This is a genomic window from Pseudalgibacter alginicilyticus, from assembly GCF_001310225.1.
GTDB lineage: Bacteria > Bacteroidota > Bacteroidia > Flavobacteriales > Flavobacteriaceae > Pseudalgibacter > Pseudalgibacter alginicilyticus.
The window spans coordinates 857,353-869,566 of sequence record NZ_CP012898.1; the positions used below are offsets into that span (position 1 = coordinate 857,353).

General features: G+C 31.4%; 11 protein-coding genes. 8 read left to right on the forward strand and 3 right to left on the reverse strand.

The window, feature by feature from the left end; genetic code table 11:
- Positions 1-191 precede the first annotated feature (191 nt).
- Entirely contained in the window at positions 192-1,205 is a 1,014-nt protein-coding gene (mgrA, locus tag APS56_RS03530) for an L-glyceraldehyde 3-phosphate reductase (RefSeq protein ID WP_054724822.1), read from the forward strand.
- Positions 1,206-1,214: 9 nt separating this feature from the next.
- Here mgrA and APS56_RS03535 read toward each other — a convergent pair whose 3' ends face one another.
- The gene (locus tag APS56_RS03535; RefSeq protein ID WP_054724824.1) at positions 1,215-1,889 is read right to left on the reverse strand and encodes a hypothetical protein; all 675 of its coding nucleotides are present in this window, start codon (positions 1,887-1,889) and stop codon (positions 1,215-1,217) included.
- 280 nt (positions 1,890-2,169) lie between these two features.
- Positions 2,170-2,586: a 3D domain-containing protein gene (locus APS56_RS03540; RefSeq protein WP_054724826.1), complete on the reverse strand. Its 417-nt coding sequence runs from the start codon at positions 2,584-2,586 to the stop codon at positions 2,170-2,172.
- Positions 2,587-2,764: 178 nt separating this feature from the next.
- Between APS56_RS03540 and APS56_RS03545 the strand changes: the two genes are divergently transcribed.
- The 5 genes from APS56_RS03545 (at position 2,765) to APS56_RS03565 (ending at position 6,777) form a co-directional block, all read left to right on the forward strand.
- Positions 2,765-3,712 carry an isopenicillin N synthase family dioxygenase gene (locus APS56_RS03545; protein ID WP_054724829.1) on the forward strand — a complete coding sequence of 316 codons (948 nt, stop codon included), beginning with the start codon at positions 2,765-2,767 and terminating at the stop codon, positions 3,710-3,712.
- Positions 3,713-3,786: 74 nt separating this feature from the next.
- Positions 3,787-4,113 carry a translation initiation factor gene (locus APS56_RS03550; RefSeq protein ID WP_054724831.1) on the forward strand — a complete coding sequence of 109 codons (327 nt, stop codon included), beginning with the start codon at positions 3,787-3,789 and terminating at the stop codon, positions 4,111-4,113.
- A 3-nt stretch (positions 4,114-4,116) separates the two neighbouring features.
- The gene (locus APS56_RS03555; RefSeq protein ID WP_054724833.1) at positions 4,117-5,049 is read left to right on the forward strand and encodes a hypothetical protein; all 933 of its coding nucleotides are present in this window, start codon (positions 4,117-4,119) and stop codon (positions 5,047-5,049) included.
- An 8-nt stretch (positions 5,050-5,057) separates the two neighbouring features.
- Positions 5,058-5,921 (forward strand): nucleoside phosphorylase, encoded by an 864-nt coding sequence (locus tag APS56_RS03560; protein ID WP_054724835.1) that lies wholly within the window; start codon positions 5,058-5,060, stop codon positions 5,919-5,921.
- Between the two features lies 1 nt (position 5,922).
- On the forward strand, positions 5,923-6,777 hold the full coding sequence (locus APS56_RS03565; protein WP_054724837.1) for a substrate-binding domain-containing protein: 855 nt from the start codon (positions 5,923-5,925) through the stop codon (positions 6,775-6,777).
- A gap of 12 nt (positions 6,778-6,789) precedes the next feature.
- Here APS56_RS03565 and APS56_RS03570 read toward each other — a convergent pair whose 3' ends face one another.
- Positions 6,790-8,355 (reverse strand): bifunctional ADP-dependent NAD(P)H-hydrate dehydratase/NAD(P)H-hydrate epimerase, encoded by a 1,566-nt coding sequence (locus APS56_RS03570; RefSeq protein ID WP_054724839.1) that lies wholly within the window; start codon positions 8,353-8,355, stop codon positions 6,790-6,792.
- 347 nt (positions 8,356-8,702) lie between these two features.
- On the opposite strand from APS56_RS03570, the gene thrA reads away from it, so the two are divergent.
- Together thrA and APS56_RS03580 are read left to right on the forward strand one after the other, a co-directional pair.
- Positions 8,703-11,147: a bifunctional aspartate kinase/homoserine dehydrogenase I gene (thrA, locus tag APS56_RS03575; protein ID WP_054724841.1), complete on the forward strand. Its 2,445-nt coding sequence runs from the start codon at positions 8,703-8,705 to the stop codon at positions 11,145-11,147.
- Between the two features lie 38 nt (positions 11,148-11,185).
- Complete coding sequence (locus APS56_RS03580) at positions 11,186-12,112, forward strand: homoserine kinase (protein WP_054724843.1); 927 nt, start codon at positions 11,186-11,188, stop codon at positions 12,110-12,112.
- Positions 12,113-12,214: the final 102 nt, after the last annotated feature.

Below are 12,214 nucleotides of genomic sequence, written 5' to 3' on the forward strand. Positions count from 1 at the left end.
GTGCAAAAATAACACCTTTCAAGGGTTTACAACGAATGATTGAACTGAAAAAAAATAATTATTTTCATTTGAAGTAAAATAAAGCTCTAAAAAACTTCATTTTAATAAATAATCCAGCAACAACTTGTTTCTTTATATTTTTTGCTATCTAATTAATATCTTTACCTGCTATAAAATTAATTTTAAAAACTATGCACATAAATGATAAAACGGAAACAGAAACGTATTTAGCAGATTCTCAACGCTATGACTCCATGACTTATAACAGATCTGGAAATAGCGGTGTCCTTTTACCTGCTTTATCTATTGGTTTATGGCATAATTTCGGATTCATAGATAGCACACAAAATGCACGAAATATTTTAAGGTGTGCTTTTGATTTGGGCATTACACATTTTGACTTAGCAAATAATTACGGCCCGCCGTATGGTTCAGCAGAAGAAAATTTTGGACAAATCTTTAAAGCTGATTTTAAACCCTACAGAGATGAACTTTTTATAGCTACCAAAGCAGGCTTTGATATGTGGCCTGGGCCTTATGGAAACTGGGGTTCAAGAAAATATTTAATAGCGAGTTTAGATCAAAGTTTAAAACGCATGGGGCTCGATTATGTTGATATTTTTTATCATCACAGACCTGACCCAAATACACCTTTAGAGGAAACAATGGGAGCCTTGGCAGATATTGTAAAGCAAGGAAAAGCATTATATGTAGGCATTTCTAATTATCAGGCAGCAGATACTAAAAAAGCAGCAGACTTATTAAAAGATCAAAATATACCTTTTATTCTACACCAAGCACGCTATTCCATGTTTGATCGTTGGGTTGAAAAAGATTTATTAATTACACTTGAACAAAATGGTGTGGGTTGCATTGCGTTTTCGCCTTTAGCTCAAGGTATGCTTACAGACCGATATTTAAAAGGTATTCCTAAAGACTCAAGAGCCGCTAAAGATTTGACTTATTTGAACACAGACACTGTTAATAGCCATATTGATAAAATCCAAAAACTAAACATTTTAGCTGAAGCTCGCGGACAAAAACTATCGGAAATGGCTATTGCATGGATTTTAAGGCAACCGCAAGTGGCTTCTGTTTTAATTGGAGCTAGTTCTACAAATCAACTAATTGACAATGTAAAGGCTTTGGATAATTTAAACTTTACAGATGAAGAATTAAAAATAATAGATAGCATTGTTGCTTAATTTTCAAACTTAGTCTTTCATTACAATTATAGTAGCTTTAACCCCAGTTGAAAGGTTCCATCTATTTTGAGAAACAAGATTTCCTTTATCGTCTACCACCTTAAATTCTGCAGTATTTGGCCCGGAACTCCCTTGATTTAAGGCTACAAAATCTATTTTATTAAAACCTGATTGCAAATCCAGTTTAAACCCTTTAAATCCTCCTGTTAAAAACACTCTTGGATGAATAACATCATCATTGACTCTCACCTGAATAATATCTCCATCCACATAGCCATGATCTCTGTAAACAACATTTACATACGCCGCATTACTTTTAAAATCTCCAAAATACTGGTCGGTACTACTACCATTTTTCTGCTCAACCTCCTCTGGAGTTAACTTTAAATCTTCAATGTTTTTATTAATTTGTTTGATATATTGCTCTCCAGGGTCCCCAAATTGCTCATCTGGAAACATACTAAATTCCTTCTTTGGTAAACTTAAGTCTTTAGTTACTTTTGGAGAAGTTATGCCCTTATAATCATCCAGTTCCTTTGGCTGCTCAGCAAATGACTCTGGTGTTTCCTTACTATTTTCTACAGGAGGTAATGTTACAGATTTTTTCTTACTATCATTAATGACCTGTCCTTGAACAGAAAGGCTTAGCGTAAAAAAGAGAATAAATATTATATATAATTTCATTTGCATATTTCTATGACAATTCAAAGATATTTCTTTATCTGAAATACCAAGGAACCCTTCCTTAATTTTTTGACATCTTTAACACAAAAACTATTCCTAACATAAAATTTAATGATAAAAAACAGTTTTTTAAACTAATTAATAAAAATAATTGTATGAAAATTATGGGATTATTATTTTAAAATTTGTTTTACTTGCAACAATATCAAAATATATAAGGATTTAAATAAATTACTGATAATAACGGAGGCTACGCTTATAATAATTCACACCTAAATTGCTAGTCTAAGCCTGATTCTTTAGGAACACCATATTCAATTTTTAGTTTTTTTCTCCCCCACTCTTTAGCTGCCTGTACATCCTCTCCCATGTAAATATCAATACGGTTTTTCCAACGCGAATGCATTTTATCTTTTACTATATACACATCATTAAACCCTTCAATTTTAACAGGTGTATTGTGTTTTAAACCTTTTATTAGTAAATCTTTAGAAACTGCAATACATTTCATTCCAGGCTTTAAACTATCGCCAAAAGCGGTAAGGTTTGGGTTATCATTTGTTTGATTAACTACAGAGTTGTATGCTGTTGCAGTTACCTTTAGTGCTTGCCAAGTATAATTTTTTTCATAAAAATCTTCCTCCTTTTTTTTACAACTTGCCAAAACCAGTAGAAATATTAAAAATTTAATTTTCAAAATAAATATTGTTGATTAATTATAACAATATACTAATTTGTATCTAATTAGTTATCAATTAAAATTATAACTTAAAATATCAATAAGTGTTTTTTTGATGGAAACTTATCTAAATATAGAAGTCGGCATTATAACAATCTTTGTACATTTGTAAGACACATTCTTTTAAAATTTGAAAATGAAAATAGTTCCTAGTGTTGATTTAAATGATTTTATATCTGATGATCCTGTTAGAAAACAACAGTTTGTTAACAGCATTGGCGAAGCTTACCAAAATATAGGCTTTGTAGCATTAAAAGGCCACTTTTTAGATGACAATTTAGTGGAAAAATTATATACTGAAGTCAAGAATTTTTTTAGTCTTCCTATTGAAACCAAACAAAAATATGAAATTCCAGGTATTGGAGGGCAGCGCGGTTATGTATCCTTTGGTAAAGAAAGTGCCAAAGGAAAAAAAGAAGGCGATTTAAAAGAATTTTGGCACTTTGGGCAATATGTTGAAGACAATCCAAAACTTGAAGCTGAATACCCTAATAATGTAATTGTTGAAGAATTGCCTGAATTTAATAAAGTAGGAAAGGAAGCTTACAAAATGTTAGAAAAAACAGCCAAATATGTACTACGTGCTTTGGCTATTCATCTAAATTTAGAAGAAACTTATTTTGATGATTATATACATAATGGAAATTCCATTTTAAGACCTATCCACTACCCACCTATTTTACAAGAGCCTAAAGAAGCGGTTCGAGCTGCAGCTCATGGCGACATTAATTTAATTACCTTACTAATGGGTGCACAAGGAAAAGGCCTTCAAGTGCAAAACCATAATGGCGAATGGATTGATGCTATTGCAGAGCCCGATGAAATAATGATTAATGTTGGAGATATGCTTTCAAGACACACCAATAACAAACTAAAGTCAACCATACATCGTGTAATAAATCCACCTAAAGAATTATGGGGTACTTCACGATATTCCATTCCATTTTTTATGCACCCGGTAAGTAGTATGAAGTTAAATGTTTTGGATGGCTGTATTAATGAGACTACCCCTAAAGCTTTTGAGGACATTACTGCTGGCGAATTTTTAAATGAACGATTGATAGAATTGGGGTTGAAGAAATAAATAAGTTATCAGCGGCTGCTAATATAAAATACAGTTTAAAACTCTCATTTATACTGACACTAAATAGTAAAAAAATGGATTTAAAAGACCAACTAAAAAACCTATTTCCTGATCATAAAGAAGAAGTATCAAGCGAACCTGAAAACACATCGGATATTTGGATACAGGACGATCCAATTATTTGCAAATATGAAAAACGAAAAGGCAAGCCTATTACAATTTTAGAAGGCTACACAGGCGCTACAGAAGATTTTAAATTATTAGCCAAAGAAATAAAAACTACGTTAAGTGTTGGCGGAAGTTTTAAAGATGATAAAATTATTATTCAAGGTGATTACCGAGATAAAATCATGCAAATATTAAAAGATAAAGGCTTTAGTGTGAAACGGGTTGGAGGGTAATTTATGAATAACCAAGCACTTCATATCACTAATGGCGATCATCTTACTAATATTCTTTTAGATTTAGGTTTAACTGATGATATTATTACTTGGCAAGAAATACTCTGCGAAGGACCTACAACTTATCACGTAGGCTCTGAAGAATTTTTAAAAATGCGCTCTGACTTTTTAAAAAAATTTTATGATATTGATTTTAATACCAAAGAATTCAATAAAGAAATAAGTAAACTTAACCAACCTGAGTCCTACACAGAAATTGTACTTTGGTTTGAATATGATTTATTTTGTCATATCAATATGTTGGCAGTTGTAAATATGATAAAACAAAAGGGCATAACACTTCCTATACATTTGGTATGTAGCGGTAGAGTTGAAGGCGAAAAAAACCTAAAAGCCCTTTCTGAATTATCATCTAAACAACTAATGTTTCACTATAAAAACAAAACATTGCTACAAGAAAAAGACATTCAAGAATGTAAAGATATTTGGCAAATATACTGTGGGAAAGACCATAATTTAATTAAACCATTTCTTGTTAAAACATCTTCTTTTCAATATTTAAGTAATTGCCTAAAAGCTCACTTACAACGTTTTCCTGACTCAAAATCAGGATTAAATATTTTAGAAACTAATATTTTAGAGATTATAAAAAAGCACACTATTAAATCCAGACACCATTTATTAGGATATGCACTTAATTTTCAAGGCTATTACGGTTATGGCGATTTACAATTTTTTCGTATGTTCGAAAAACTCAGTATTTTCTTTTCTGAAACAGAAGGCCGTATAAAACTTAATAGAAAGGGATATGAAGCACTATTGGGTCATCATAACTTCTCCTCTGAAATTAATTCAAAAATGATTTTTGGAGGTGTAAACAAAATAGATTTTAAATTTAGCAAAAGGCTAAATAAATTGGTTGAATCCGTACAATAATATTATAAATGTCTATAAAAGCATCCGAACTAATATTAAATCCAGATGGTAGCATCTATCATTTAAATTTAAAACCTGAAAACATTTCAGACACCATCATTTTAGTTGGAGACCCTGATAGAGTACACCACATTACTAAACATTTTAATCATATTGAATTTGAAACTCAAAAAAGAGAGTTTAAAACACAAACGGGCACTTATGATAACAAGAGAATTACAGTACTTTCCACAGGCATAGGTTGTGATAATATTGATATTGTCTTAAATGAATTAGACGCCCTTGTAAATATCGATTTTGAAACTCGAACCATAAAAAATAACTTTAAAGCTTTAAAAATTATTAGAATTGGCACTTCTGGTTCATTACAAAGTGATATTCCTGTAGATTCTTTTTTAATAAGTAGACTTGCAATAGAATTTAGTGGACTATTTCACACATATGACTCCGAAAAAATTTGTAACTCACATTTAGAAGAAGCTTTTATAAAACATACCAATTGGCATAAATTTAAAGCAAAACCTGTCTTTGTAAAAAACAGCCGTCTTTTAGAAAGTCAGTTTGAAAGTAATGATACTTTTAAAGGTATTACAGCTACTGCCAATGGCTTTTATGGTCCACAAGGACGCGTTTTAAGGCTGCAGTTACAAGATGATGCTCTAAATGATAAAATGGATTCTTTTGAATACAAAGGCTTACGGTTAACAAACCTAGAAATGGAAACGGCTGCCATATATGGTTTATCCAAGCTATTAGGGCATCAAGCTATATCTTTAAATGCCATAATAGCCAATAGAGTTTTAGGAAATTTCAGTAAAAACCCTGAAGAAATCATTGAAAAATTAATTCAATATACTTTGAAAAAAATATAAAATGATAAAAGTTACAATAGGTGGCGTACCTGAACATTTTAATTTGCCTTGGCACTTAGCATTAGAAAAAGGTTTATTTATTAAAAATAATATTAATTTAAAGTGGTTAGATTTCCCTGGTGGCACAGGTGCTATGTGTAATGCTCTTCAAAATAAAACTATTGATATCGCTATTATTTTAACTGAAGGCATTATTAAAGATATTATTGAAACAAACTCAACTAAAATACTTCAAACATATGTACAAACACCATTGAATTGGGGTATTCACGTAGCCGCTAATTCTCCCTATTATAAAATAAACGACTTAAAAAAGAAAAAAGCAGCCATTAGTAGGTATGGTTCAGGCTCTCACTTAATGACTTACATAAATGCCCAAAATAATAATTGGAATATAAAAAATGATCTCGATTTTGAAGTTGTAAAAAATTTAGAAGGCGCTATTAAAGGATTAACAAACGGAGATGCCGATTATTTTTTGTGGGAAAAATTCACCACAAAACCATTGGTAGACAATGGTATATTTAGAAACATTGGAAATTGTCCCTCTCCATGGCCATGTTTTGTTATTGCTGTTAGAACAGAGTTTGTTAATGACAATAAAGACACTTTAAAAACTATTTTAAGTACCATAAATGAAATTACAACTAACTTTAAAAAGACCCCAAACATAGACAAAATTATATCTAAGCGTTATAAGTTACAACTTAAAGATGTTCAAGAATGGTTATCTATTACAGAATGGTCGCAAACTATGATTGATGAAAACATACTGGAAAACACCCAAAAACAATTATTTTCATTGAATATTATTCCAGAAATTGCCAATCACAACACACTGATTAGTAAACTATAAAATCAAAAACAATTATTTTTTACTTTCTTTTTTAGTTGATTCACCTTCTGACATTTTAGATACTTCAGGCTCCTTAAACAAATCTATATAAGCATTTCCTAAATATTCAATCACATGACTTGCAATCAAACTTTCGTACCCATACTTCTGAACTGCAATGTCCGCAGATTTCCCATGTAAATAAACCCCAAAAATAGTTGCAGACAACGATTCATACCCTTGGGAAATTAAACCTGTAATAATACCCGTTAACACATCTCCACTGCCCGCAGTAGATAGTCCTGGATTGCCTGTAGAGTTAATATATATTTTATCCTGAAAAACCGTCATACTATTTGCGCCTTTAATTACAATGATTAAGTTATAGGTTTTGGAAAAGGTTTTTACTTTATCAATTTTATCAAAATCGTCTTCCCAACTACCAATTAAACGTTCCAACTCTTTTGGATGTGGTGTTAATACAGATGCACTTGGTACTAATTTTAACAAAGATTTATTTTTTGAAAGAATATTAATGCCATCAGCATCAATAACTAAGGGGGTTTGGTTTTGTTTTAAAAAAGTTTCAAAAGCCCTGATTGTTTTTGGGTGAACTCCTAATCCAATCCCTACACCTATAACTGCTGGAGTAATATTAAAAGTAATATTAGAAATAAACTCATTTTCAATATCAGTTATTACCATAGCTTCTGGAAATGAAGATTGTAAAGGCACGTAACCACATTTAGGGATAAATACCGTTACCAATCCTGCTCCTGATGATAATACAGCCTTACTTGCTAAGATAAGTGCTCCTATTTTTCCATAGCTACCACCAATAATTAGTGCATGTCCAAATAATCCTTTATGGGAAAAAGTGCCCCTTGGTTTATACATAGGTAGCACATCATATTTTCCAACAAGTTCCGCCTGGGTAGACACATCAGTCATAAATTTGGTATCTAAACCGATATCTAAAATTTCCCATTGCGTAGTATACTTGGCTGTTTCTGGTAAAAAGAAAACCAATTTAGGTGAAGCAAAACTCAAGGTATAACTTGCCCAAACCACACCATCCTCATCCTTAGGGGATCTTTCAGTATTTAATCCAGAAGGAATATCAATAGATAATGTATACGCTTTAGTATTTCTAAAATACATAAACAATGACTTTACCCAGTTATCAACAGGTCTATTTAACCCTATTCCAAAAATAGCATCTACAATTATATCTTGTGACGCTATGGAAGGAAAATCTTCTTTACACTTCAATAGTGTTGGCCAATCTTTGGTTACATTTTTTATCCTATCATAATTAATTAAGAAATCTTTCGAACGCTTATCACTACAATTAACCACATAGGTTTTTACATGGTATCCATGAATAATTAAATGCCTTGCAACCACTAAACCATCACCCCCATTATTTCCAATGCCACAAAATACATGAATAGGTACTTGTGCACCTTGCATGCGTGTGTGTAACCAATTAAAAATTTGGGTTCCAGCACGCTCCATCAAATCTGTTGATGAAATATTTTGACGCTCTGTTGTTAACTTGTCCCCTTCGTAAATTTGGTCTTTTGATAATATTTTCACAAGAAAATCTATTTTTATTGATTCACAATTCTAATTAAAAAAGCTACATTTTTTTTAAAAATAATAACATTCTTCTTAAGAATTACTCAAAAAGCTGTTTTTTGTTTTTTTATTAGTCTAAAAGTAATACTTTTGAAATGTTTATTTAGAAAAATGAATCTTTTAAACTTAAATACAACTCTTGTTATTCCTTCTTTTTTAAGAGAAGCTATTGCTATTTTTGAAATAACAACCTTTACAATTACCCCTTGGGGTTACTAGGCTTATATATTTATTCGGACTATCTTTGCAATGATAAATATTGCATTTTCTCAAAATCACATATTCAAACATTAATTCATTAAAAAATGAAGGTTTTAAAATTTGGAGGAACTTCAGTAGGTTCTTCAAAAAACATAAATAAAGTCATTAACATATTAACAAACTATTCCAAAACAGATTCTGTTGTTTGTGTTGTTTCAGCTGTTGGTGGTATTACTGATAAATTATTAGTAGCTGGAGACTTAGCTAAAAATAAAGACGAAGATTTTAATGAGGCCTTTAAAACCATTAAAGAAATTCACATTTCCATTGTAAAGGAATTAATTCCTACTAAAAATGAACCTATAATTAGCTATGTTCAAGAAAAATTAAACGAACTTAAGAGCTTATTAGATGGCATTTTTTTAATCAACGAATTATCTCCAAAAACATCTGACAAATTGGTAAGTTTTGGCGAGTTGCTATCGTCTTTTATCATAGCAGAAACCATGAAAAGCCGAGATATTTCTGCTGAACGTAAAAACTCACAGGATATTGTAGTTACCAATTCCAACTTTACAAAAGCGGAAGTAGATTATAAAATCACCGATAAAAACATTTTAGAATACTTTAAATCTGCTAAAGAACGCATTACTATACTTCCTGGATTTGTCTCTAGATCAAAATCTGGCGAACAAACTACCTTAGGTCGTGGTGGTTCTGATTTTACAGCTGCTATTATAGCTGCAGCCTTAAATGTAACCCAATTAGAAATATGGACGGATGTTAGCGGAATGTTTACAACCAACCCAAAATTGGTAAAACAAGCCTACCCTATTGAAAAAATATCCTATCAAGAAGCAATGGAACTGTCGCATTTTGGAGCTAAAGTATTATATCCACCAACGGTTCAACCTGTGTTAGATTTAAACATTCCTATTCACATAAAAAACACTTTAGACCCAGAAGCTATTGGAACCATTATTTCAAATAAAGATGCACATTCTACATCACCTGTAAAAGGTATCAGCAATATAAATAACATTGCTCTTTTAACTTTACAAGGAAGTGGTATGATTGGGATACCGGGGTTTTCAAGACGTTTGTTTGAAACCTTATCTCAAGAAAAAATTAACGTAATCATGATTACGCAAGCATCTTCAGAACATTCTATTTGTTTAGGTATTGAAGAAAAAGATGCACATGCTGCTAAAGCAGCAATTGACACTACTTTTGAAAATGAGATAGAACTTCACAAAATAGACCCAATCATTGTTGAAAGAGACTTATCAATTATCGCTTTAGTGGGTGATAATATGAAAAATCACCAAGGGATTAGCGGCAAAATGTTTAGCACACTAGGTAAAAATAATATCAATATTAGAGCCATTGCCCAAGGAGCTTCTGAAAAAAACATCTCTGCTGTTATTTTACAATGTGATGTTAAAAAAGCGCTTAACACACTGCACGAACAATTTTTTGAAATAAAAACAAAACAACTTAACGTTTTTATTACAGGCGTTGGCAATGTAGGTGAAAAATTAGTTGAACAAATTAAACAGCAACGTAAATACCTAAAAGAAAATTTAAAAATAAACTTGCGAATTGCTGGACTATCAAATTCCAGAACCATGATTTTTAATGAGGACGGCATTGATTTAAACAACTGGAAGGATCTGTTAAAAGAAGGAGAAAAAGCATCACTTCAAGGATTCTTTGAAAAGACAAAAACATTGAATTTACGTAATAGTATTTTTGTAGATGTTACAGCTAATTATGATGTAGCCAATTTATATGCAAATTATTTAAGAAGTAGTATAGCTGTTGTGGCATGTAACAAAATTGCCTGTTCAAGTGATTATGAAAATTATAAACTATTAAAACGATTATCACTTAAATACAATGCTCCTTTATTGTTTGAAACCAATGTGGGCGCAGGATTACCAATTATAGACACCTTAAATAATTTAATAGCTTCTGGAGACAAAGTAAACTCTATTCAAGCTGTTTTATCTGGTAGTTTAAATTATGTATTTAACAACTTTAATAACACCACTAAATTTCATGACGTGGTAAAACAAGCTGGTGTAGAAGGATATACTGAACCAGATCCAAGAATAGATTTAAGTGGTGTAGATGTGGCTCGTAAAATTTTAATTTTAGCAAGAGAAAGTGGTGTTGAAATGAATTTAGAAGACATAGAAAATATTCCTTTCCTTTCTGAATCTGGTTTAAAAAGTGATAGTGTAAATGATTTTTACGAAACACTAATTGCTGATGAAGCTCATTACCAAAAATTATTTGCATCTGCAAAAGCTAATAACTGTCAACTAAAATATGTTGCAAAATTTGATAATGGTAAAGCGAGTGTTAGCTTACAAGAAATTCCAATAGGTCATCCATTCTCTAATTTAGAAGGAAGCGATAATATTGTTATGTTTTACACGCAACGCTACCCAAAACAACCTATGATTATTAAAGGTGCAGGTGCAGGTGCAGATGTAACGGCTTCAGGCTTGTTTGCAGATATTATTAGAGTTGGAAATGAATAATTAAACCTCCTACTTTAAAATTAACAAAAAGTTTTTAAATGAATGAAATAAAAATATTTTCTCCTGCAACCGTTGCTAATGTGGCCTGTGGTTTTGATGTGCTTGGATTCTGCTTAGATAGTGTTGGAGACCAAATGGTTATAAGAAAAACAGATAAAAAAGGCATCTATATCACTAAAATTGAAGGAGGTTTTAATTTACCTTATGAAGCTGAATTAAATGTTGCTGGTGTTTCAGCATTAGCTATGTATGAAGCTATAGACGTTAATTTTGGATTTGAAATTGAAATCTACAAAAATATAAAACCTGGTAGTGGTATTGGTAGCAGTGCTGCTAGTGCTGTAGGTAGTGTTTTTGGTATGAATGAACTCATTGGAAAGCCTTTTAATAAAACGCAGCTTACAAAATTTGCCATTCAAGGCGAAGCATTAGCTAGTAAATGTGAACATGCCGATAATTTGGCTCCTGCCCTTTTTGGAGGTTTTACGTTAGTTAAAAGCTTAGTGCCATTAGAAATTTTAGAATTACCATCGCCCGATGCTATATTTGCAACTATTATTCACCCTCAAATAGAAATAAAAACATCTGAAGCGCGAGCTATCCTTCCTAAGGAAGTTGCCCTAAGTGATGCCATTACACAATGGGCAAATTTTGGAAGTTTAGTACATGCTTTACATACAAGTAATTATGATTTGATTCAAAAATCATTACACGATGTTATTGTAGAACCACATAGAAGTAAGCTAATACCTCACTATAATGAGATAAAAACTACAGCTTTAAAAGCAGGAGCATTAGGTTGTGGGATTTCAGGATCTGGCCCTTCTATTTTTTCGCTATGTAAAGGTTTAAAAACAGCTAACCATGTAAAAAATGCTATTGAATCCTTATATGCAAAAACAGGTATTGAATTTGATATGCATGTATCAAAAATTAATGTAGATGGTGTTAAAATTATAGACTAAAATTTAGAATAGGACATCTTACGTAAGAAGAAAAAATAGCAAGACATATTTACGAATTATTAATAAAAACAGATTCCTCCCTTCGATTTATCAACACACACA